Origin of the sequence: Klebsiella sp. SWET4, assembly GCF_024296565.1 — a bacterium.
GTDB lineage: Bacteria > Pseudomonadota > Gammaproteobacteria > Enterobacterales > Enterobacteriaceae > Klebsiella > Klebsiella variicola.
This window is the reverse complement of sequence record NZ_JANCOB010000011.1, coordinates 46,821-69,661: the sequence shown is the minus strand read 5'-3', so window position 1 is coordinate 69,661 and position 22,841 is coordinate 46,821. Positions and strand designations below refer to the sequence as shown.

Here is a 22,841-nt window from a genome sequence, read left to right as displayed (position 1 = left end):
CCGGCTCAGGGCTCGTAGCGGCGGCGCATCAGCTCGCACTCGAACAGGAACTCCAGCCCCTCCAGTTGACGGCGGGCCTCCTGAATATCTTTCCCCCAGCAGGTCAGGCCGTGGCCGCGCAGCAGAAAGCCGTAGCGCAGCGGGCGCGTTTGCGCATAATCGGCAATCCGCGCCGCCAGGGCGTCAATATCCTGGTCATTATCAAAGATGGCGACCGGAACAGTATCGAGATGGCTGTGCTGCCCGCTAAGGGTTTTCTGCATTTCATACCCCTGCAGCGCCAGCGTGTCGCTTTTTTCGATGCGCGACAGCACGGTGGCGTTGACGGTATGCACATGCAGCACCACGTTGGCTTCCGGGAACAGGCGATACACCAGGGTGTGCAGGCCGGTCTCGGCCGACGGCTTCCGTCCGGAAGGCGCCTGGTTGGTGGCGATCTCAACCTGCAGAAAATCCTCGGTCGTCAGGCTGCCTTTGTCGCGGCCCGACTCGCTTAGCCAGCACCAGGTGTCATCCTGACGCACCGACATATTGCCGCCGGTCGCCGGCGCCCAGCCTTTCGCGCCGATCCAATGACAGGTGGTGACCAGTTGCGCGAGTCTTTCTTGCCACATAGCAGTTCCTTAGGTTAGCGATGATTTATTTAGCCGTCTAAATGGCTATTTATCCGATACTAACACCGCTAACCGGAGGGGACAATATTTCAGGAAACACACACAAGACAAATGGTTATACCATAAATGCATATTAAATAACCTTTATTCACAGTGATTTAACCAACCGTTTTCAGTACACCGCTATTCTCCACTACTCGCTGGCCAAAAACTGGCGGATCGCCCTGGCTGAAATTCTCCTCCTGCGCCAGGGATGCGCTCGCCGCCCTCCTCTGCCCTGGACTGGTGCAAAACATGGCAGGATGCCCACTAAAATGGCATCTCATCGTCTTTACCCCATCATTACTGTGCACTGTGCACATCCTGTGATATTCCCCGTGCCCGGTTTTTCCTGGCACATCTCTTGCTACTTCCGGCTATCACCGCCCATCTACCAGCCAGAGGTTCCAGGATGTCAAACAGCAATGATTTTCCCCTCGTCGAAGCGCCCGCCGCCGGACGCAAAGGCGTATTTTCCATCGCCATGGTGTTGTTCAGCTTTACCTTTTTCACCGGCACGATGTTCGCCGGCGGTAAACTCGGCGTCTCCTTTTCCATCGTCAATCTGCTGTGGATAGCCGTCATCGGCAACGCCTTGCTGGCCCTCTATGCCGCGTCGCTGGGCTGGATCGCCGCGCGCAGCGGCCTGAATACGGTGCTGATGGGCCGCTTCTGCTTCGGGGAGATTGGCAGCAAGCTGGCCGATTTTATTCTTGGTTTTGCCGAGCTGGGCTGGTACGCCTGGGGGACCGCCACGGTCGCTATCTCGCTGGTGAAGATCCTCGCCCTGCCCGAGGCGCTGACCCAGCCGTTGATGGTGCTGTTTGGTATTTTGTTCTGCGTCACCGCGCTGGTGGGCTACAAGGGACTGGACGCGCTGTCGCGCCTGTCGGTGCCATTGATGTTTGTGCTGCTGATGGTCTCCATGTATCTGGCGCTGCACCACGCCGGCGGCTGGCAGGCGATGACCCATATTGCCCCGAGCGACACCATGACCTGGTCGGCGGCCATCACCATGGTCTTCGGGACCTTCGCCAGCGGCGCCACCCAGGCGACGAACTGGACCCGGCTGGCTAACTCCAGCCGGACCGCCATTCTCGCCAGCATGGGCAGCTTCCTCATCGGCAACGGGCTGATGATCGTCGCCGGCGCCTGGTGCGCCATCGTTTATCAACAGGCCGATATTGTGGAAGTTCTGATCCTGCAGGGGCTGTCGGTCGCCGCGGTGATCATGCTGTGTCTCAACCTGCTGACCATTCAGGGGCCCACCATCTATAACGTCTCCGCCGCCGCCTGCCATCTGCTGCGCAGCGAACGTCGCCGGACGCTAACCATCGCCGCCGCCGGGGTGGGCATTGTGCTCGCTATTGGCGGTATGTATGAAATGCTGATCCCGTTCCTCGTGCTGCTGGGCAGTATTATTCCGCCCATTGGCGGGGTGATCCTCGCCGACTACTGGTTCGCCCGCGGCGGGCGCTATCCCCTGCTGCAGAACGCCCGCCTGCCGCGTTTTAACTGGCTGGGACTCGGCGCCTACGCCGCCGGCGCGGTGGTGGCCTATCTGTCACCGTGGATCGCGCCGCTGGTGGGGATCACCGTCTCCGCGCTGGTCTATATCGTCCTGTGCCTGCTAAGCAAACGCCAGCCTGCCGCCGTCGCGGAGCAGGAGCCATGAGCCTGACGGTCAGCGAACTGCTGGCCCTTGAGGGACTCTCCGCCCTGCGTCTGCGGGCGGGAAAGCAAGGGCTGCAGCGGGCCGTACGCTGGTACTACGTGGCGGAAAATGAACATATCGCCGAGTGGATCATGGGCGGCGAGCTGGTCTTTATTACCGGCATCAACCATCCCCGTGATGAAGCCAACCTGATCCAGTTGCTGATGGAGGGAAAACAGCGCGGCATCGCCGGGATGGTGATCCTCACCGGCGAGGCCTATATCCACGCCATTCCCGCCACGCTGATCGCCCTTGCCGACGAGCTGGGCATTCCGCTGATTGAGCAGCCCTACCTGCTGAAGATGGTAATTGTCACCGAGCGCATCGGCACCGCGCTGGTCCGCAGTGAAAACGCCCTGCAGTCACAGCGCGACATTCTGATGCAGCTGGTCACCGGCGACTATCCGGATCTGCAGATGCTCCATCAGCGCGCCCTCCATCAGCAGCTCGATTTTACCCGTCCGCTGCGGCTGGCGGCGCTGCGTCTGGAGGGGCTGTCCCGCCTGTTTCGCCAGTTCCCGCCAGAGCAGGCCGAAGCCTGGCTGCTGCAGGCCCACCGCAGCGTGCGTCAGCAGCTGCAGCAGCAGCTCAACCAGCAGGGCAACCCCTTCCCGCTGCTGGAGCGCAGCAATATGTTTCTTTTCCTGCTGCCGGATGAGGAGGGGGAAGGCTTTCAGCAGAAAAAATGGCTGCAGCAGTGGCTGCAGGCGCTGGCGGACGGAGAGGAGGGTTTGTCGCTGCTCTGCGGCCTCTCCGCACCGGTCAGGCAGCTGCAGGGTTACCCGCGGGCGCTGTCGCAGGCGCGCCAGGCGCTGGATCTGTGCGATACCCTGCGGCCGACCCAGCGTATCAGCGACTATCAGCAGTTGGGGTTTATCAAATTGCTGTCCGCGGTCAGCGACCCGGCGCTGCTCAACGATTTTATGCACGACACCCTGGGCTGCCTGATCGAGCCGGGCCGCAAAGCGCCATGGCTGCTGCTGGAGACCCTCGAGACGCTGCTGCAGGAGAACGGCAACGTGGTGCGGGCCGCCGACCGGCTGGGCCTGCATCGCAACACATTGCATCAGCGCATCCAGCGTATTGAAAAACTGACCGGCTACCCGGTCAGCCACCCCCAGTTTCATCTCAACGCCTCGGTCGCGCTGGTGATCTGGCGTTTATCGCAAAACCATTTACAGGACCCACCATGAAAATTATTAACGCTCGCCTGCGCCGCCAGGAGGCGCTGTTTACCCTTGACCTGCAGGACGGGATGATTCACCGCATCTCCGCCCAGGCCGCGATGCAGAGTGCCGACGCCGGGGATATCGACGCCCAGGGCCGGCTGGCGATCCCGCCCTTCGTCGAGCCGCATATCCATCTTGACGCCACCCTCACCGCGGGCGAGCCGGAGTGGAACCGCAGCGGCACCCTGTTTGAAGGCATCACCCGCTGGAGCCAGCGCAAAGCGAGTATTACCCCGGAGGACACCCGCCAGCGGGCGCTGAAAACCATCGGCATGCTGCGCGACTTCGGCGTCCAGCACGTCCGGACCCATGTGGATGTCACCGATCCGTCGCTGGCGGCCCTGAAGGCGCTGCTGGCGGTGAAACAAGAGGCCGCCGATCTTATCGATCTGCAGATTGTCGCCTTCCCGCAGGAGGGAATCGAATCGTACCCCGACGGCCGCGGACTCATGACCCGCGCCATCGAGATGGGCGCCGACGTGGTGGGCGGCATTCCGCACTATGAGAACACCCGCGACAAAGGGGTCAGCTCGGTGATGTTTTTGATGGACCTCGCCCAGCGTTACGGCCGCCTGGTGGATGTCCACTGCGATGAAATCGACGATCCGCAATCGCGTTTCCTTGAAGTACTGGCGGAGGAGGCGCGGGTGCGCGGCATGGGGGCGCAGGTCACCGCCAGCCACACCTGCGCGATGGGCTCTTACGATAACGCCTACTGCTCGAAGCTGTTTCGCCTGCTGAAAGCCTCGGGCATCAACTTTATCTCCTGCCCGACCGAAAGCATTCATCTGCAGGGCCGGTTTGACAGCTGGCCGAAACGGCGCGGCGTCACCCGGGTGGCGGAGCTGGATCGCGCCGGCATCAACGTCTGCTTTGCCCAGGACTCGATTCAGGATCCGTGGTACCCGCTGGGGAACGGCAATATCCTGCGCATTCTGGATGCCGGGCTGCACATCTGCCATATGCTCGGCTATGACGATCTGCAGCGCTGCCTCGACTTCGTCACCGACAACAGCGCCCGGGCGCTGTGTCTGGGCGATAACTACGGCCTCGCCGAAGGCCGCCCGGCGAACCTGCTGATCCTCGATGCGGAAAACGACTACGAGGCCGTCCGTCGTCAGGCACGGGTGCTGACCTCCATTCGCCACGGCAAGGTGATTTTGCAGCGTGAGGTGGAGCACATCCGCTACCCGGCATAAGGCGCAAGGCGCTGCGCGTCGGCGCCTTTCTGTGATACCTTTTCAGGCAGTGTGCGTGACCGACGCCCGCCCGGGCGTCGGCTTCCTGGAAAACAGACGGCGCGAAACGACGATGAGCGATAAAAAATGGATTAAGGCCGAGGACGTGGCCAGACTGGCCGGCGTCTCGCGCTCGGCGGTCTCCCGCACCTTCACCCCCGGCGCCTCGGTGTCGGAGAAGACCCGGCAGAAGGTGCTGAGCGCCGCGGAAGCCCTGGGCTATCAGGTGAATATCATCGCCCGGACGATGATCACTGGCAGCAGTAATTTTATCGGCATCGTCACCGCCGGTTTCGACAACCCGTTTCGCAGCAAACTGCTGGCGCCGCTGGTCCATCAGCTGGCGCTCAATGGCTTTATGCCGCTGCTGATGAACGCTGACGATCCGCAGCAGCTCGCCCCCTCGCTTAAACAACTGCTGAGCTATCACGTCGCCGGGGTGATCATCACCTCCGGCGCGCCGCCGCTGTCGCTGGCGGAAGAGTATCTGGCGCGCAAGATCCCCGTCACCCTGATCAACCGCCATGCGGACCTCGCCGGCTGCGACCGGGTGTGCAGCGATAATGCCCAGGGGGCGAAGCTGGTGGCGGATCTGTTCAGTCGTCGAGGCTGGCAGCAGGTTGGCTTTATTGGCGAAAATCGCGAGAACTTCAGCACCCGCCAGCGCTATGAGGCTTTCATCGCCCGGACGTCGGGTATGGCGGTGAGCAGCCGCTTCTGCGACGGCGGCGGCTATCAGGCCGGCTACCAGGCCGCCAGAGAATTGGTTGCTGAAAACCCCGGAGTGCAGGCGCTGTTCTGCGCCACCGATATGCTGGCGTTGGGCGCCCTGGATGGCCTGCGGGACGCCCCCGCCCCGCTGCCGGCCATCGTCGGTTTTGACGATATCCCGCAGGCGGACTGGCAGCCCTATCAGCTCACCACCGTCCAGCAGAATACCGCCCTGCTGGCGCACCACGCGGTGGATCTGTTGATGACGCGGATCGCCCGCTTCAGCCTGCCCTCACGCCATCGCGAAGTGCCGGTGAAACTAATTATTCGTCATAGTGCGAAATGAAAAAATCATTTTATGCTGGAGCGATCACAGAATCTTCTGCGAAACCCGGCCACACTCATTCGGCCCTTCGGGGCTGTTTTTTTCACGCAAAATGCACACGTGTGCAAAATAGGGAGTCACTATGCAATCTCAGGAATCAGAAGCGCTACAGGCCCGCTACCGTCTGGCCTGCGAGCTGGCGAAAGCGGGGGCTGAGCTGGCGTTTGAATACTATCAACAGCGCGAGGCGCTGACCGTCGACCATAAAGGCAATGACCTGCAGGATGTGGTCAGCGTGGCCGACAAACGGGTGGAGGCCTTTGTCAAACAGCGCATTCAGAGCGCGTTTCCGCAAGATGGCTTTCTCGGCGAAGAGAGCGGCACCCGCCTGCCCGACGCGCGAGTGCTGTGGGTGGTCGACCCCATCGATGGCACCAGTTGTTTCCTCAACGGCCTGCACACCTGGTGCCTGTCGCTGGCGATCGTCGCCGACGGCGAACCGGTCATCGGCGTGGTCTACGACCCCAACCATCGCGAGCTGTTTCACGCCCTGCGGGGCCATGGCGCCTGGCTCAACGACGCCCCGATCCGTCCACACCCCGCGACGACGGTCAAAGAGGGCGTGATGGGCGTCGGCACCTCGCATCGCGTCACCCCGACGGACTTTCTGCCGTTTCTGCAGGCGCTGCTCAGCGACGGCGGCATGTTTATCCGCAACGGTTCCGGGGCGTTGATGAGCGCCTGGGCGGCGGCGGGCCGGTTGATTGGCTACTACGAGCCGCACATGAACCCGTGGGACGCTCTGCCGGGGCTGGTGCTGATGCGCGAAGCGGGCGGCGCCAGCAACGATTTTCTGGCGCAGGAGGGGATCCAGCGCGGCAATCCGCTGCTGCTGGCCAGCCAGACGCTCTACCCGCAGCTGAAAAAGATGATCCCACAACCCTTACATTAACCCTTACGGGTCAGGCTATCTCTGATTATGTACTCTACACAGTAACGATAACTTCACTCACGGACGAACCACATCAATCAGTCAGGCCTCCGACCTGCGGAGAACCACCTATGTCTGGAATTATCGCTTTTTTCCGGGCGTCGCCGCCGAAAGCGGGCGCCGCGTTTGATGAACAGCGTTTTCGCCGGGTGCGCTGGCAAACCTTTATCGCCATGACCCTGGCCTACGTCACCTTTTACGTCTGCCGGTTATCCTTCACCGTCGCCAAAAGCGCGCTGGTGGAGCTGGGGATCACCCCGACGGAGCTGGGCATGATCGGCTCCACCCTGTTCTTCAGCTACGCCATCGGCAAGCTGGTCAACGGCTTTATCGCCGATCACGCCAACGTGGTGCGCTATATGAGCCTCGGTTTATTGCTCAGCGCCGGGATGAACCTGATGATGGGGATGACCACCAACGCCCTGCTGCTGGCCATCTTCTGGGGGATCAACGGCTGGGCGCAGTCGATGGGCGTCGGCCCCTGCGCGGTCTCGCTGGCGCGCTGGTACGGCGTTAAGGAGCGCGGCACCTTCTATGGCATCTGGTCGACGGCGCATAATATCGGCGAGGCGGTGACCTATATGGTGATCGCCGCAGTGATCGCCGGATTTGGCTGGCAGATGGGCTACCTGTCCACCGCTGCGCTCGGCGCCGCCGGGGTGGTGCTGCTGGTGCTGTTCATGCACGATTCGCCGCAGAGCAGTGGCTTCCCGTCCATCAACGTCATCCGCGATGAACCGCAGGAGGAGGCCGAAGCCCGCGGCTCAGTGTTTAAAAACCAGCTGCTGGCGCTGCGCAACCCGGCGCTGTGGACCCTCGCCCTCGCCTCCGCCTTTATGTACATCGACCGCTACGCCGTCAACTCGTGGGGGATCTTCTTTCTCGAGCAGGATAAAGCTTATTCCACGCTGGAGGCGTCCGGGATTATCGGCGTCAACGCCATCGCCGGCATCGCCGGGACCATCATCGCCGGCATGCTCTCCGACCGCTTTTTCCCACGCAACCGCAGCGTGATGGCCGGGTTTATCAGCCTGTTGAACACCGCCGGCTTCGCCCTGATGCTCTGGTCGCCGCACAATTATTACACTGATATTCTGGCGATGATTATCTTCGGGGCCACCATTGGCGCCCTGACCTGCTTCCTCGGCGGGCTGATCGCCGTCGATATCTCCTCGCGCAAAGCCGCCGGGGCCGCGCTCGGCACCATCGGCATCGCCAGCTACGCCGGCGCCGGCCTGGGCGAGTTTCTCACCGGGATCATTATTGATAAAACGGCTATCCTTGAGAACGGCAAAACGCTGTATGATTTCAGCACGTTGGCGCTGTTCTGGGTGGGTACCGGTCTGGGTTCCGCGCTACTCTGTTTTACCACTGCCGCCATCGTCGCCCGGCGCCATGCCGTCGAACGGCAGACCTCGTTCTCCTCATAACCGATTAACGAATTAAGGAAGAAGATATGATGCCTGCAAGACATCAGGGGCTGTTACGCCTGTTTATCGCCTGCGCGCTGCCGCTGCTGGCGCTGCAATCTGCTGCCGCCGCGGACTGGCAGCTGGAGAAAGTGGTCGAGCTCAGCCGCCACGGTATCCGCCCGCCGACGGCCGGCAACCGGGAAGCCATCGAGGCCGCCACCGGCCGACCGTGGACCGAGTGGACCACCCATGACGGCGAGCTCACCGGCCATGGCTATGCCGCCGTGGTTAACAAAGGACGTGAGGAAGGCCAGCACTATCGCCAGCTCGGCCTGCTGCAGGCGGGATGCCCGACGGCGGAGTCGATTTACGTGCGCGCCAGCCCGCTGCAGCGGACGCGGGCGACCGCCCAGGCGCTGGTGGATGGCGCCTTCCCCGGCTGCGGCGTCGCTATCCATTATGTCAGCGGGGATGCCGATCCCCTGTTTCAGACCGACAAGTTCGCCGCCACGCAAACCGACCCCGCCCGCCAGCTGGCGGCGGTGAAAGAGAAGGCCGGGGATCTGGCGCAGCGTCGGCAGGCGCTGGCGCCGGCCATCCAGCTATTGCAACAGGCGGTTTGTCAGGCCGATAAACCCTGCCCGATCTTCGACACCCCCTGGCAGGTGGAGCAGAGCAAAAGCGGGAAAACCACTATTAGCGGACTGAGCGTGATGGCCAATATGGTGGAGACGCTGCGTCTCGGCTGGAGTGAAAACCTGCCTCTCAGCCAGCTGGCGTGGGGCAAGATCACCCAGGCCAGGCAGATCACCGCCCTGCTGCCGCTGTTAACGGAAAACTACGATCTAAGTAACGACGTGCTGTATACCGCGCAAAAACGCGGGTCGGTGCTGCTCAACGCCATGCTCGACGGCGTCAAACCGGAGGCGAATCCGAACGTACGCTGGCTGCTGCTGGTGGCCCATGACACCAATATCGCCATGGTGCGCACGCTGATGAACTTTAGCTGGCAGCTGCCGGGCTACAGCCGGGGAAATATCCCGCCGGGCAGTAGCCTGGTGCTGGAGCGCTGGCGCAACGCGAAGAGCGGGGAACGCTATCTGCGGGTCTATTTCCAGGCGCAAGGCCTCGACGACCTGCGTCGTCTGCAGACGCCGGACGCGCAGCACCCGATGCTGCGTCAGGAGTGGCGTCAGCCGGGCTGCCGTCAGACCGACGTCGGTACGCTGTGTCCCTTCCAGGCGGCTATTACCGCCCTCGGTCAGCGTATCGACCGGTCATCCGCCCCGGCGGTAGCCATGGTCCTGCCGTAGCAATGCAGCGCTTGCCCGGGCCCGGGAAAGCCATTTTTTCCAGGCCCGGCACGGTGTCGGCTATCCATTGTCCGGCGCAAACGCCCCGGCGGCGACCTGCGCCGGGGTGACCACCCCGCTGTCCAGCACCCAGCCGCTCACCAGCGCAGCAGGCGTGACGTCGAACGCCGGATTGTAAACGGCGGCCCCCGTCGGCGCCCACTGTACCGCGCCAAAGCTGCCCGCCACCCCGGTTACTTCCGCCGCCGCGCGCTGCTCAATGGGGATCGCCGCCCCGTTCGGGCAATGGCGGTCGAGGGTGGTCTGCGGGGCAGCGACGTAAAACGGGATCTGGTGATAATGGGCCAAAACCGCCAGAGAGTAGGTGCCGATTTTATTCGCCACATCGCCGTTGGCGGCGATACGGTCGGCGCCGACCCACACCGCATCCACCTGCCCCTGCGCCATCAGGCTGGCGGCCATTGAATCGGTGATCAGCTGATACGGCACGCCCAGCTCGCCCAGCTCCCAGGCGGTTAAACGCCCGCCCTGCAGCAGTGGCCGGGTTTCATCGACCCACACGCTGGCCACCTTTCCCTGCCGGTGCGCCAGCGCGATAACCCCCAGGGCGGTCCCTACCCCGGCGGTCGCCAGGCCACCGGTGTTGCAATGGGTCAGCAGTCGACTGCCGGGCTTCACCAGCGCACTGCCCGCCTCAGCGATGCGGTCGCACAGCTGTTTATCTTCTTCGACCAGACGCAAAGCTTCCGCTTCCAGCGCCTGCGGGTAATCTTCCCGGGCCAGCGCCTGCTTCATGCGATCCAGATTATTCATCAGGTTGACCGCCGTCGGCCGCGCCGCGCGCAGCGTCTCCAGCGCCTGCTGGAGTGCATCCCGGTTCAGGCCGCGCTGGGCCAGCAGAGCCAGCAGCAGGCTGGCGGACAGGCCAATCAGCGGCGCGCCGCGCACCCGCAGGGCATGAATATGGTCCACCAGCAGCGCAACGTTATCCGCCGCCAGCCAGCGTTTCTCCTGCGGCAAGGCCTGCTGGTCGAGAATAAAAAGCTGATTTTCACTCACCCGCAGGCTGGTGGTCTGTAATGTCTGCATGTCGTTAAATCCCTGTTGCGTTGTTGTATCACATTGTGTCAGGATGGAATCCAGAAGTATAGACGTCTGAACGGCTTAATCAGAATTCGAGGATCGAGGCAATGTCGCAATACCATACCTTCACCGCCCACGATGCCGTGGCTTACGCGCAGCAGTTCGCCGGCATCGACAACCCATCTGAGCTGGTCAGCGCGCAGGAAGTGGGCGATGGCAACCTCAATCTGGTGTTTAAAGTGTTCGATCGCCAGGGCGTCAGCCGGGCGATCGTCAAACAGGCCCTGCCCTACGTGCGCTGTGTCGGCGAATCCTGGCCCCTGACCCTCGACCGCGCCCGTCTGGAAGCGCAGACCCTGGTCGCCCACTATCAGCACAGTCCGCAGCACACGGTAAAAATCCATCACTTTGATCCCGAGCTGGCGGTGATGGTGATGGAAGATCTTTCCGACCACCGCATCTGGCGCGGGGAGCTTATCGCTAACGTCTACTACCCGCAGGCGGCCCGCCAGCTTGGCGACTATCTGGCGCAGGTGCTGTTCCACACCAGCGATTTCTATCTCCATCCCCACGAGAAAAAAGCGCAGGTGGCGCAGTTTAGTAACCCGGCGATGTGCGAGATCACCGAGGATCTGTTCTTTAACGACCCGTATCAGATCCACGAGCGCAATAACTACCCGGCGGAGCTGGAGGCCGATGTTGCCGCCCTGCGCGACGACGCCCAGCTAAAGCTGGCGGTGGCGGCGCTGAAGCATCGTTTCTTTGCCCATGCGGAAGCGCTGCTGCACGGCGATATCCACAGCGGGTCGATCTTCGTTGCCGAAGGCAGCCTGAAGGCCATCGACGCCGAGTTCGGCTATTTCGGCCCCATTGGTTTCGATATCGGCACCGCCATCGGCAACCTGCTGCTTAACTACTGCGGCCTGCCGGGCCAGCTCGGCATTCGCGACGCCGCCGCCGCACGCGAGCAGCGGCTGAACGACATCCACCAGCTGTGGACCACCTTTGCCGAGCGCTTCCAGGCGCTGGCGGCGGAGAAAACCCGCGACGCGGCGCTGGCTTACCCCGGCTACGCTTCCGCCTTTCTGAAGAAAGTCTGGGCCGACGCGGTTGGCTTCTGCGGCAGCGAACTGATCCGCCGCAGCGTCGGGCTGTCGCACGTCGCGGATATCGACACTATCCAGGACGACGCCATGCGCCATGAATGCCTGCGCCACGCCATTACCCTCGGCAAAGCGCTGATTGTGCTGGCCGAGCGTATCGACAGCGTCGACGAGCTGCTGGCGCGGGTACGCCAGTACAGCTGAGTGCGGCCTGTTTTCCCTCACCCCGGCCCTCTCCCATAGGGAGAGGGAGCACACCCTAAAAAAGGCCATTGTCATTGCCTTTTTGCGTTTACCTTGCCCTCACCCCAGCCCTCTGCCACAGGGAGAGGGAGCAAAGCCTAAAAAGTGCAATCTTCTGGGATTGCCCGGCGGCGCTGCGCTTGCGCGGGCCTACAGATAACCGCATAACGGTTTGATCTTGCAGACTTTTGTAGGCCGGGTAAGGCGAAAGCCGCCACCCGGCAGACATGCGAGCACAATTTTGCGTTTACCTTGTCCTCATCCCAGATACTCAATCACCGACAGCCCGCCGTTGTAATCGGTGCTGTAGATAATGCCCTGCGCATCGACAAACACATCGCAGGACTGGATCACCTGCGGGCGGCCGGGACGGGTATCCATCATCGTCTTCGGCGCCGCCGGCACCAGCGCCCCGGTCTCCAGCGGACGATACGGGTTAGATATATCGTAAGCCCGCACGCCGGCATTCTGATAAGTGGCAAAAATCAGCGTTGAGCTGACAAAGCTGCCGGGACGATTCTCATGCAGGTTGTGCGGACCGAAATGCGCCCCTTTCGCCACATAGTCGATTTCATCCGGCTGTGGGAAAGTCGAGATGCTCACCGGGTTCGCCGGCTCGCGGATATCAAACAGCCAGATCAGCTTCTCACCGTCCTCCTGATTGTCGAGCACCGCTTCATCCAGCACCACCAGCAGGTCACGATCCGGTAGCGGCAGCGCGGTATGCGTCCCGCCGCCGAACGGCGGGCTCCAGTTGCGATGGCTAATCAGCGTCGGCTGGGTACGGTCTTTGACATCCAGCAGCGTCAGGCCGCCGTCGCGCCAGCTGCCGTAGGCGGTATCCCCGGCAATAATGGCGTGATGCAGCGCATAGCGTTTGCCCTGCGGCCAGTCCGGTGTTTCACCGCCCGCCTGGTGCATCCCCGGCAGCCACCAGCGCCCGGCCACTTCGGGCTTACGCGGATCGGCCAGATCGATGGTCAGGAAGATGTAGTCAGTAAAACCGTCGATCAACGCGGACACATACGCCCAGCGGCCGCCGACGTACCAGATGCGGTGAATACCGATGCCGTTAAGCGACAGGAAACTGATTTCCCGCGGCTGCGCGGGAGTGGAAATATCAAAGATGCGCAGCCCGGCGCTCCAGCCCTTGTCCTGCACATCGCTGACCGTGTCGCCCACCGAGCGGGTGTAGTAGACCTTCTCATCAGCAAAACGGGCGTCGGCAAACAGATCCCGGGCGTTGATCACCAGCAGTAGATCGTCATGCGCCTGCAGATGCACGTTCCAGGTGCCCGGCGGCGCGGCAATATAGTTGACGGTGGTGGGCCGGGTCGGATCGCGAACATCGACCACGGAAAAGCCCTGCGACACCATATGGCCGATATAGGCGAATCCGCGGTGCACCATCAGCTGCACGCCGTCCGGACGACCGCCCTGATCGCTATGGCCAATCAGCCGCATATTGCGGCTGTATTCGGGGGAAGGTAATACTGACATAGGGGATCCCTCTCGCCCGGTGGCATGGTTTTTCCCCCTCTCCCTGCGGAAGAGGGCCGGGGTGAGGGCACCAGGCCGCCGCCCACCGCCACCCGGCTTGATTTTATTTGTTTTTCGCTTCCAGCGTCGCGAACCACGGCGCGATAAAGTCTTCGGTCTGGCCCCAGCCAGGGATAATTTTCCCCAGCGACGCCACGTTCACCGCCCCCGGCTGGGCCGCCAGCAGCGCCTGCGGGATCGCCGCCGCCTTGAAGTCGTAGGTGGCTGGCGTCGGTTCGCCGGCGATCTTATTGGCGATCAGCCGCACGTTGGTCGCGCCGATAAGCTTCGGATCCACCGCCACACTCACTTTCCACGGGCTGCCGGCTTCGCGCATCAGCTGCAGATCCTGGTTGGAAATATCAATGCTGTAGAGTTTGATCTCAGTGCGGCCATTCTCTTTCAGCGCTTTATAGGCCCCCTGGCTAAAGGCATCCCAGGTGCCCCAGATAGCGTCGATTTTCCCTTTCGGATACTTGGCGAGGATCGCCCCCACCTTGTTAGCGGTGTCGCCCTGCACATCGGATGACACGGCGCCGATCGACTCCAGCTCTTTAATCCCCGGATTTTGCTTCAGCAGCGTCTGGTAAGCCGCCTGACGGCGCTCCATCGGTGGGAAGCCCGCCACCCACAGCTTGACGATATTGGCCTTGCCGTTGAAATCTTTCACCAGCTGGCCAAAAGAGAGCTCGGTCAGCGACGCGTCATCCTGCTGGCTGACCGTCACCCCGGGGATCTCACCGCTCACCGCGGTATCGAACACCGCCACTTTGATCCCGGCATCCACCGCCTTCTTCACCAGGGCGGTGGAATACGGGTCACGCCCCTGGGAGAGAATAATGCCATCGTATTTCTGGCTGATGGCCTGGTTGACGAAGTCCTGGAATTTGGCGTCATCGCCGTTGCTCAGGAAGGTGCTGATTTTGAAACCGAGCTTTTTGCCTTCCTGCAGCGCCCCGGAGACAAACTGGGTGGTGTTATCGTCAGACCCCAGGTTGCGGATCACCGCAATACGGATCGGGCCGCTGTGCTCGGCAATCGCCGCCGGCACCGGCGTCGGGGCAGTGGCCAGCGCCGCCGTCGACTGCAGCAGACCCAGCGTCATCAGAGAGAGTGCGATCTTTTTCATGCTGTTTACCCTGTAAAATGTTAAGTACGGCGCTGAAAATAGGTCAGTGCCAGCGCGCCAGCCAGGACTAACCCTTTAATAATGTCCATCGCATAATACGGCACCGAGAGCATCACCAGCCCGTTGGAGAGCACGCCGAGGATCACCGCCCCCACCAGCGTCCCCAGGGCGTTCGGTTTACCGGAGCCCGCCAGCGAAAAGCCGATCCAGGCCGCCGCCACCGCGTCCATCAGATAGCCGCCGCCGGCGTTGACCTGCGAGGATCCGATACGCGAGGCCAGCAGAATGCCGCCCAGCCCGGCCAGCAGCGAGGCAATCACGTATGCTGCGACTTTGTAACGAGTGATCCGCAGGCCGGAGAGCCGCGCGGCCTCCGGGTTGCCGCCGATGGCGTACATCCGCCGTCCGTGGGTGGTGAACGACAGCGCCAGCTGGGCGACCAGCGTCACCACCAGCATGATGATGACGATGGTCGGCACCTGCCCCAGCGCGCCAAAGCCCGCCGGGATAGTGCCTTCCGCCATCTCGCCGCTCGGCAGCACCATGTTTTCAGTAATCGAACCGCCGTAGCTGTAGGTCATCGCCACGCCCTGAATCACAAACAGGCTGGCCAGGGTGGCGAGCATGTCAGGAATGCGCAGCACCACGATCAGAAAGGCGTTAAACAGCCCCACCAGGGTGCAGAGCGCGAGGGTGATCAGAATCGCTTCGGTGGTCCCCAGGCCATGCCAGACAAACAGGGAAATCACCAGCGCGTTAGCCAGCGATGCCGTCGATCCCACTGACAGATCAAAGCCGCCAATGGTGAGAGAAATCGACACCCCGATGGCAATCACCGTGACAATCGCGATCGAGCGCAGAATGTTGATGATGTTGAACGGATCAAGGAAGTTGTCCGAGGCGAGGCCAAAGACCGCCACCAGCAGCACCACGGTCAGCAACATGCCCCACTTATAGAGAAAATCAAAAAATCGCTGACGGCCCGATACCGTCGCGTTTACTGCCAGGGCCTTGCTCACGCTGCCGCTCCTCCGGTTGAATAATAAAGCAACGTCTCTTCCCGGGCTTCCGCGCCGGGGATCTCCGCCACAATCCGTCCGTCCCATAGCACGCAGATGCGGTCGCATAAACCGACCAGCTCGGCGAATTCACCCGAGGCATAAATCACCCCTTTGCCTTCCCGCGCCAGACCATCGATCAGCATGAACAGATCGGTTTTCGCTTTCACATCGACCCCTTTGGTCGGTTCGTCAAAAATCAAAACATTGGCATGACTGCGCAGCCATTTGCCAATGGCCACCTTCTGCTGGTTGCCGCCGGAAAGACGGCGCAGCATCTGCCCCGGGCCAGTGGCGCGCACGCCGAGGCGGGCAATCACCTCCTCCGCCCAGCGCCAGGCCTGCCGATGGCCAAACAGGCTCCAGCGCGAAAAGCTGTTATCGGCGCTGACTGCCAGGTTCATCGCGATCGGCTCTTCGATGAAAATGCCCTCTTTGCGCCGCTCCTCCGGGACCAGCGCCAGGCCGCGCCCCACCGAGTCGGCTGGATCGCGCGGTCGCCACGGCTGGCCGTTCAGCTCGCCACGCTGCACCCGGCTTTTGCTGGCGCCGAACAGCGCTTTGCACAGCTCGGTTTTGCCCGCGCCGGCCAGCCCGGCGATACCCAGAATTTCCCCCTTCCGCAGACGCAGCGAAATATCCTGCAGCAGCGCCTCATCATGCAAACCGTCAACCTGCAGCAGCACCTCTTCGCCGTGCGGCGGGCGCGGCGGTGGGAAGATATCGCTCAGCTCGTGGCCCAGCATCTTTTCGACGATCTGTTCGCCGCTCAGCGGCGCCATCGGGCCGCTCTCAATTAGCCGCCCGTCGCGCAGCACCGTCAGGGTGTCGCAGATTGCCTTCAGTTCATGGATACGATGCGAAATAAACACCACCCCGATCCCCTGCTGCTGCAGACGGCGTACTACCGCAAACAGGCGCTCACTTTCATGCTGATCCAGCGGCGCGGTGGGCTCATCGAGGATCAAAAAGCGGCAATGGTGCGACAGAGCGCGAGCCAGCAGGATTTGCTGTTTTTCGGCGAGCGTGCAGCTGTCAATGGAGCGCCTGACGTCCAGCGCCACGTCCAGCTGCGCCAGCGCCTCGCGCGCCAGCTGCCGAACCCGCGACCAGCGAAACGCCATGCCCGGCTCCGCCAGCCTGTCCAGCATGATGTTTTCCGCAATGCTCAGGCCAGGTACCAGCGCCACATCTACCTCCTGCTGCACCAGGTGGATCCCCAACTGTTTAGCATCCCGCGGCGAACGAATGGTGACCGGCTGGTTGTTGATCGTCACCTCGCCTTCATAATGAGCGTGGGTGCCGCACAGCACCGCCATCAGCGTCGACTTACCCGCGCCGTTGGCCCCGGTCAGGGCATGCACCGACCCGCCATGAAGGGTAAAGTCCACCTTGTTCAGTGCCTGAAAGCCGGAGAAGGCCAGGCTAATGTTATGCATCTCAAGGCGGTTCGCGCTCATCACTGTTCCCGTGCGGTAATTAATCTTCTGATTTAACGAATTTTTCATAGCCGCCGCTGGCTGACAACTGCGTAAAAAGCATAAGATACAACGAAATAATATTAGCCATCTGGATGTCCAGACATAACATCAGTTTAGCCTAACACCTATAAGGACAGCTTCCATGAGCAACAGCGATATCCGCGTCGTACCCGGCCCGGCCAACTATTTCTCCCACCCTGGCAGCCTTGAGCGGCTGAGCGATTTTTTCAGCGCCGACCAGCTCTCGCGGGCGGTGTGGGTCTATGGCGAGCGCGCCCTGGCCGGCGCCGAACCTTTTCTGCCGGCGGCCTTCCACCTGCCGGAGGCAAAAAAGATCCGCTTTACCGGCCACTGCAGCGAACGCGACGTGGCGGCGCTGGTGCAGGCCTCCGGTGATGATCGGGCGGTAGTGATTGGCGTCGGCGGCGGCGCGCTGCTCGACAGCGCGAAAGTGCTGGCCCGCCGCCTGGGGGTACCGCTGGTGGCCATCCCGACTATCGCCGCTACCTGCGCGGCGTGGACGCCGCTGTCGGTGTGGTACAGCGACGCCGGACAGGCCCTGAATTTTGAGATCTTCGATGACGCCAACTTCCTGGTGCTGGTCGAGCCGCGCATCATTCTCAACGCCCCGGCGGAGTACCTGCTGGCGGGCATTGGCGACACCTTAGCCAAATGGTATGAGGCAGTGGTGCTGGCGCCGCAACCGGAGGCGCTGCCGCTCACCGTGCGGCTGGGGATTAACGGCGCGCTGGCGATCCGCGACGTGCTGCTGGCCAGCAGCGAAACGGCGCTGGCGGACCAGCGCCGCGGCGATCTGACCCAGGCGTTTCGCGATGTGGTAGAGGCGATTATCGCCGGCGGCGGGATGGTTGGCGGGCTGGGGGAACGTTACACCCGGGTCGCCGCCGCCCATGCGGTGCACAACGGACTGACGGTGCTGCCGCAGACGGATAAATTCCTCCACGGTACCAAAGTCGCCTACGGCATTCTGGTACAGAGCGCCCTGCTTGCTCAGGACGATGTGCTGGCGCAGTTAGTGCAGGCGTATCAGCGCTTTAACCTGCCGACCACCCTGGCGGCACTGGAGGTCGATATCAATAACCGCACAGAACTGGACCGGGTCATTGCCCATACCCTGCGCCCGGGCGAGTCGATTCACTATTTACCAGTGACGTTAACCCCTGAGGTTCTGCGCGCGGCGTTTGAGAAGGTGGAATACTTCAGCCGTTAATCGCCCCGACCGTCTATACCTAATGATGATGCTCACCACTCTCGCAACGAGGTCATCATGCAGATCGATTTAACAGGTAAAAAGGCGCTGGTTACCGGCGCCAGCCGTGGGTTGGGTCGCGCAATCGCGCTGTCGCTGGCACGCGCCGGTGCCGATGTGGTTATTACGTATGAAAAATCGGCCGATAAAGCCCAGGCGGTCGCCGATGAAATAAAGGCCCTGGGTCGGCACGGCGAGGCGGTGCAGGCCGACAGCGCCAGCGCGCAGGCTATTCAGGAGGCGGTAACCCATGCGGCCCGGTCCCTCGGCGGGCTGGACATTCTGGTCAACAACGCCGGGATCGCCCGCGGCGGTCCACTGGAATCCATGACGCTGGCGGACATTGACGCGCTTATCAACGTCAATATTCGTGGGGTGGTCATCGCCACCCAGGAAGCGCTGGTGCATATGGCCGATGGCGGACGGATCATCAACATCGGCAGCTGTCTGGCTAATCGCGTGGCCATGCCGGGCATCGCGGTTTACGCCATGACCAAGTCCGCCCTCAACGCCCTGACCCGTGGCCTGGCGCGTGATTTAGGCCCTCGCGGGATCACCGTTAACCTTGTCCATCCAGGGCCGACCAACAGCGATATGAACCCGGAAGACGGAGAACAGGCGGAAGCCCAGCGCCAGATGATTGCGGTCGGTCACTACGGCCAGCCGGAAGACATCGCCGCGGCGGTCACCTTCCTCGCCAGCCCGGCAGCCGGGCAGATCTCCGGTACGGGGCTGGACGTGGATGGCGGATTGAACGCCTGATCGCACATTTTCTGCAAGCCTCTGTCGCCCGACAGAGGCCTTCCCGCGCCGCCTCGACGGGTTGCGTTTTGCCTCTTACCTGCGTTTTTTCTCCGCTCTACAGTACCCCATAAGAAATTCGGAATTTATCTAATAGTCTTATTATTTCCTTATATTTTGTGTGGGCGTACAGTGGAGGTACGGATGAAGATTGTCTGGTCAAAAACGGCAGATAAGCCATTTTCTAAAATCGATAATCGGTATAAGAGCCGCATTAAATCCAGGCTGGAAAAGATGGATGATAAAGCTTCATCTATCTCGGATATCAAAAAATTGTCCTCTCCCGAAAACCACTACCGGCTGCGATTAGGTGATTACAGAGTCATCTACACCTTTGGGGATCCGCCGGGCGATACCTGCTACGTCGTGGCGGTTAAACGCCGAACCACCACCACCTACCTTCATGAGGAAGATACCGAATATGACTATTCAGTACATCAAGGATGAAGAAGGAAAAGACCAGTATGTCGTCATTCCTTACAGCGATTACTTTCGTATGCGCCTGGCTCTGCTGGAGTACGACGACGAGGATGAAAGCGACTGGGAAGATATTCCTTATGAATCAGACATCTATGATAATGTCATGCTACCAGGCGAAGTATGCGACGTGATGCATAAAGAAAACGTCAGTCTGCAGGCCGCGTGGCGCATCCTGCGCGGGCTATCCCAGCAGGAGGTCGCGGCTAAACTCGGCATCAGCCAGTCCGCCGTGTCGCAGCTGGAAGCGCTGGAATCCCGTCCGCAGAAGCGCACCCGCGAGAAGCTGGCGGCGATTTACGGCTGTACCCAGGAGCAGATCAGCCTCTATCTGCCGAAAGAGGGTTAACAGCACTTCGCCCCGCCCTTGCCGCCGTAGCGCGCGTCCTGGCGCTCGCGAAAGAATTCTTCATAGGTCATCGGCGTCTGATCCGGGTGGGTTATTCGCATGTGCTCGACGTAGTTATCGTAATCCGGCACGCCGATCATCATCTTCGCCGTCTGGCCTAAATATTTTCCCGCTTTGGAGAGGGTGTCGAACATAAGTCATTTCTCTTTTGTTTCCCTCTCCCAAAGGGAGAAGGAGGATCGGAAATGTAGGCCGGGTAAGGCGAAGCCGCCACCCGGCACACCGGTTAATGCGCGCGCTTCGCCTGCGCGGTTATAGTTTGCGCATCGGCGGGCATCGCCTGGTACGGCGTCTCTTTCGCCGTCGGTTTATCCTCTTTCAGCGCCGCCAGCGCGGTTTTAATCGAGAACAGCGCCAGCACCACCACCACAATCATAAAGAAGATGGTCAGCCCGGCATCGAGACGGTTGTTAAACACCAGCTGCGCCAGCTGTGATTCGGTATATTGCGGCGGAATGTTGCCGCTGTCGATCATCGCCTGGAATTTATTAGCGATGGCCAGGAAACCCACTTTGGTGTCCGGGCTGAACGACTTCTGCCAGCCGGCGGTCAGGGTACAGATCAGCAGCCAGCTTGTCGGCAGCAGCGCCACCCACGCGTAGCGCTGGCGTTTCATCTTGAACAGGACCACCGCGCAGAGCATCAGCGCCATCCCCGCCAGCATCTGGTTGGCGATACCGAACAGCGGCCACAGGGTGTTAATCCCGCCCAGCGGATCCACTACCCCCTGATGCAGGAAGTAGCCCCACGCCAGGACGCACAGCGCGGTCGCCAGCAGGTTGGCCGGCAGCGAACTGGTTTTTTTCAGCCCCGGGCTAATCACGCCCAGCAGATCCTGCAGCATAAAGCGCGCCGCACGGGTGCCGGCATCAACCGCCGTCAGGATAAACAGCGCCTCAAACAGAATGGCGAAGTGGTACCAGAACGAGACATCCATCAGCCCGCCCAGCGAGCCGTGCAGGATGTAGGCCATCCCCACCGCCAGGGTTGGCGCGCCGCCGGCGCGGGAGATAATCGACTGTTCACCCACCTCGCTGGCGATTTGATGCAGCGTATCCGGGGTAATGCTAAAGCCCCAGCCGCTCACCACCTGCGCCGCCGAGGCGACCACATCGGTGGTTCCCGCCGGCGCCAGCACCGCCATCGGGCTGTTCATCGCGAAGTAGACGCCCGGGTCGATAATACAGGCCGCCACCAGCGCCATAATGGCGACGAAGGATTCCATCAACATACCACCGTAGCCGATAAAGCAGGCTTGGCCTTCGTTGGCCAACATTTTCGGCGTGGTGCCGGAGGAGATCAGCGCGTGGAAGCCGGAGACCGCACCGCAGGCGATGGTGATAAACAGGAACGGGAACAGGTTGCCGCTCCACACCGGGCCGGTACCGTCGACGAACTTGGTCAGCGCCGGCATGGTCAGGGTCGGGCGCATAATCAGAATGCCAATCGCCAGCCCCACGATGGTGCCGATTTTCAGGAAGGTGGAGAGGTAGTCGCGCGGGGCCAGCAGCAGCCAGACCGGCAGTACCGCGGCGACAAAGCCGTAGCCCACCAGGATCCAGGTCAGCTGTACGCCGGTGTAATCAAACCACGGCGCCCAGGTCGGGCTTTCCGCCACCCAACCGCCGGAGATGATGGCGAACACCAGCATCACCAGGCCGATCACCGACACCTCGCCGATGCGCCCCGGGCGCAGGTAGCGAATATAGATACCCATAAAGATCGCCAGCGGGATGGTAAAGGCGACGGTGTATGTCCCCCACGGGCTGTGGGTCAACGCTTTCACCACGATCATCGCCAGGACCGCGAGGATGATGACCATGATCATAAAGCAGGCCACCAGCGCCAGGACGCCAGCGGTTGGCCCCATCTCCTCTTTAACCAGTTCGCCAAGCGAGCGGCCATCGCGACGGGTCGAAACAAACAGCACCATAAAGTCCTGTACCGCCCCCGCCAGCACCACGCCGGCGAGGATCCAGATCATCCCCGGCAGGTAGCCCATCTGCGCGGCAAGCACCGGGCCCACCAGCGGCCCCGCGCCGGCAATGGCGGCAAAATGGTGACCGAACAGCACTTTTTTGTCGGTCGGAACATAATCGAGGCCGTCATTATGTCGTACCGCCGGCGTCATCCGCGTCGGGTCAACGCCGAGGACGGTTTTGGCGATATACAGACCGTAGAAACGATATGCGATCAGATAAACGCAGACCGCCGCGACGACAATCCACAGCGCATTTATCTGCTCACCCCGGTTTAAGGCGATATAGCCGAGGGCAAAGGCTCCGATCACGGAGAGCAGTGTCCAGATAAGGTATTTCCCTGAATTATTCATTGTTGTGGTCCACCGGTAGGGTAATCAGGATGTTACATTTTGTTTCTAGATCACAACGCAGAATTTAACAACATCGAAACAGCGCAGATGCCGTACACCCACAGAGATTTGTCTCACATTGCTAGCGAGATCACTTAAGGCAGGAAAATGAATGAAAGGATTACCGTGAACGGTGCCGTTTGTTTGTCGGGTGGCGGCTAACGCCTTACCCGACCTACAGATCCGTAGCCCGTCCAAGCGTAGCGCAAGCCGGGGAAATAGCGGCTCCTCAGCCCAGAAACCGTAGCCCTGCTAAGTACAGCGCGAGCAGGGAAATTCCCGGATGGCGGC

General features: G+C 61.5%; 20 protein-coding genes. 12 read left to right on the top strand and 8 right to left on the bottom strand.

Translation table 11 applies throughout. The annotated features are described in order from the left end of the window. Positions 1–5 precede the first annotated feature (5 nt). Positions 6–614 carry a methylthioribulose 1-phosphate dehydratase gene (locus NKJ21_RS21655; RefSeq protein WP_008805607.1) on the bottom strand — a complete coding sequence of 203 codons (609 nt, stop codon included), beginning with the start codon at positions 612–614 and terminating at the stop codon, positions 6–8. A 451-nt stretch (positions 615–1,065) separates the two neighbouring features. On the opposite strand from NKJ21_RS21655, the gene codB reads away from it, so the two are divergent. The 7 genes from codB (at position 1,066) to NKJ21_RS21620 (ending at position 9,586) form a co-directional block, all read left to right on the top strand. Continuing rightward, on the top strand, positions 1,066–2,328 hold the full coding sequence (codB, locus tag NKJ21_RS21650; RefSeq protein WP_047666085.1) for a cytosine permease: 1,263 nt from the start codon (positions 1,066–1,068) through the stop codon (positions 2,326–2,328). Further along, entirely contained in the window at positions 2,325–3,560 is a 1,236-nt protein-coding gene (locus NKJ21_RS21645; RefSeq protein WP_012542475.1) for a PucR family transcriptional regulator ligand-binding domain-containing protein, read from the top strand. The genes codB and NKJ21_RS21645 overlap by 4 nt, the downstream gene beginning before the upstream one ends. Next, on the top strand, positions 3,557–4,795 hold the full coding sequence (codA, locus tag NKJ21_RS21640) for a cytosine deaminase (RefSeq protein WP_008805604.1): 1,239 nt from the start codon (positions 3,557–3,559) through the stop codon (positions 4,793–4,795). Before NKJ21_RS21645 ends, codA begins: the two co-directional genes overlap by 4 nt. A gap of 145 nt (positions 4,796–4,940) precedes the next feature. Continuing rightward, positions 4,941–5,891 (top strand): LacI family DNA-binding transcriptional regulator, encoded by a 951-nt coding sequence (locus NKJ21_RS21635; protein ID WP_162494476.1) that lies wholly within the window; start codon positions 4,941–4,943, stop codon positions 5,889–5,891. A gap of 121 nt (positions 5,892–6,012) precedes the next feature. Further along, entirely contained in the window at positions 6,013–6,822 is an 810-nt protein-coding gene (locus NKJ21_RS21630; protein ID WP_064160465.1) for an inositol monophosphatase, read from the top strand. A 110-nt stretch (positions 6,823–6,932) separates the two neighbouring features. Next, positions 6,933–8,291 (top strand): MFS transporter, encoded by a 1,359-nt coding sequence (locus tag NKJ21_RS21625; protein WP_012968715.1) that lies wholly within the window; start codon positions 6,933–6,935, stop codon positions 8,289–8,291. A gap of 26 nt (positions 8,292–8,317) precedes the next feature. Next, positions 8,318–9,586: a histidine phosphatase family protein gene (locus tag NKJ21_RS21620; RefSeq protein WP_008805600.1), complete on the top strand. Its 1,269-nt coding sequence runs from the start codon at positions 8,318–8,320 to the stop codon at positions 9,584–9,586. A 60-nt stretch (positions 9,587–9,646) separates the two neighbouring features. Here the strand turns inward: NKJ21_RS21620 and mtnA are convergent, their stop codons facing one another. Continuing rightward, a complete protein-coding gene (mtnA, locus tag NKJ21_RS21615) occupies positions 9,647–10,675 on the bottom strand; it encodes an S-methyl-5-thioribose-1-phosphate isomerase (protein WP_239270582.1) in 1,029 nt (342 codons plus the stop codon). A gap of 101 nt (positions 10,676–10,776) precedes the next feature. Between mtnA and mtnK the strand changes: the two genes are divergently transcribed. Next, positions 10,777–11,976 (top strand): S-methyl-5-thioribose kinase, encoded by a 1,200-nt coding sequence (gene mtnK, locus NKJ21_RS21610; protein WP_008805598.1) that lies wholly within the window; start codon positions 10,777–10,779, stop codon positions 11,974–11,976. Positions 11,977–12,273: 297 nt separating this feature from the next. Here mtnK and NKJ21_RS21605 read toward each other — a convergent pair whose 3' ends face one another. From NKJ21_RS21605 to NKJ21_RS21590, 4 genes are all read right to left on the bottom strand, one after another. After that, the gene (locus NKJ21_RS21605; protein WP_032734958.1) at positions 12,274–13,515 is read right to left on the bottom strand and encodes an LVIVD repeat-containing protein; all 1,242 of its coding nucleotides are present in this window, start codon (positions 13,513–13,515) and stop codon (positions 12,274–12,276) included. Between the two features lie 103 nt (positions 13,516–13,618). Further along, positions 13,619–14,683 carry a sugar ABC transporter substrate-binding protein gene (locus NKJ21_RS21600; protein ID WP_008805596.1) on the bottom strand — a complete coding sequence of 355 codons (1,065 nt, stop codon included), beginning with the start codon at positions 14,681–14,683 and terminating at the stop codon, positions 13,619–13,621. Between the two features lie 20 nt (positions 14,684–14,703). Next, positions 14,704–15,702 carry an ABC transporter permease gene (locus NKJ21_RS21595; protein WP_012968720.1) on the bottom strand — a complete coding sequence of 333 codons (999 nt, stop codon included), beginning with the start codon at positions 15,700–15,702 and terminating at the stop codon, positions 14,704–14,706. Next, positions 15,699–17,201 carry a sugar ABC transporter ATP-binding protein gene (locus NKJ21_RS21590; RefSeq protein ID WP_032734957.1) on the bottom strand — a complete coding sequence of 501 codons (1,503 nt, stop codon included), beginning with the start codon at positions 17,199–17,201 and terminating at the stop codon, positions 15,699–15,701. Before NKJ21_RS21590 ends, NKJ21_RS21595 begins: the two co-directional genes overlap by 4 nt. Before the next feature lie 163 nt (positions 17,202–17,364). On the opposite strand from NKJ21_RS21590, the gene NKJ21_RS21585 reads away from it, so the two are divergent. The 4 genes from NKJ21_RS21585 to NKJ21_RS21570 all read left to right on the top strand — a co-directional run bounded on the left by NKJ21_RS21585 (position 17,365) and on the right by NKJ21_RS21570 (position 20,119). Further along, positions 17,365–18,453: an oxidoreductase gene (locus NKJ21_RS21585; protein ID WP_012542481.1), complete on the top strand. Its 1,089-nt coding sequence runs from the start codon at positions 17,365–17,367 to the stop codon at positions 18,451–18,453. Between the two features lie 57 nt (positions 18,454–18,510). Continuing rightward, entirely contained in the window at positions 18,511–19,254 is a 744-nt protein-coding gene (locus NKJ21_RS21580) for an SDR family NAD(P)-dependent oxidoreductase (RefSeq protein WP_012068432.1), read from the top strand. A 183-nt stretch (positions 19,255–19,437) separates the two neighbouring features. Next, positions 19,438–19,740 carry a type II toxin-antitoxin system RelE/ParE family toxin gene (locus NKJ21_RS21575; protein ID WP_012068431.1) on the top strand — a complete coding sequence of 101 codons (303 nt, stop codon included), beginning with the start codon at positions 19,438–19,440 and terminating at the stop codon, positions 19,738–19,740. After that, positions 19,715–20,119 (top strand): helix-turn-helix transcriptional regulator, encoded by a 405-nt coding sequence (locus NKJ21_RS21570; protein WP_208777580.1) that lies wholly within the window; start codon positions 19,715–19,717, stop codon positions 20,117–20,119. Before NKJ21_RS21575 ends, NKJ21_RS21570 begins: the two co-directional genes overlap by 26 nt. Here the strand turns inward: NKJ21_RS21570 and NKJ21_RS21565 are convergent. Then, complete coding sequence (locus NKJ21_RS21565) at positions 20,116–20,313, bottom strand: YbdD/YjiX family protein (RefSeq protein ID WP_012068430.1); 198 nt, start codon at positions 20,311–20,313, stop codon at positions 20,116–20,118. The genes NKJ21_RS21570 and NKJ21_RS21565 overlap by 4 nt on opposite strands. 92 nt (positions 20,314–20,405) lie before the next feature. Continuing rightward, positions 20,406–22,511, bottom strand: coding sequence for a pyruvate/proton symporter CstA (gene cstA, locus NKJ21_RS21560; protein ID WP_008805590.1), 2,106 nt, complete (start codon positions 22,509–22,511; stop codon positions 20,406–20,408). Positions 22,512–22,841: the final 330 nt, after the last annotated feature.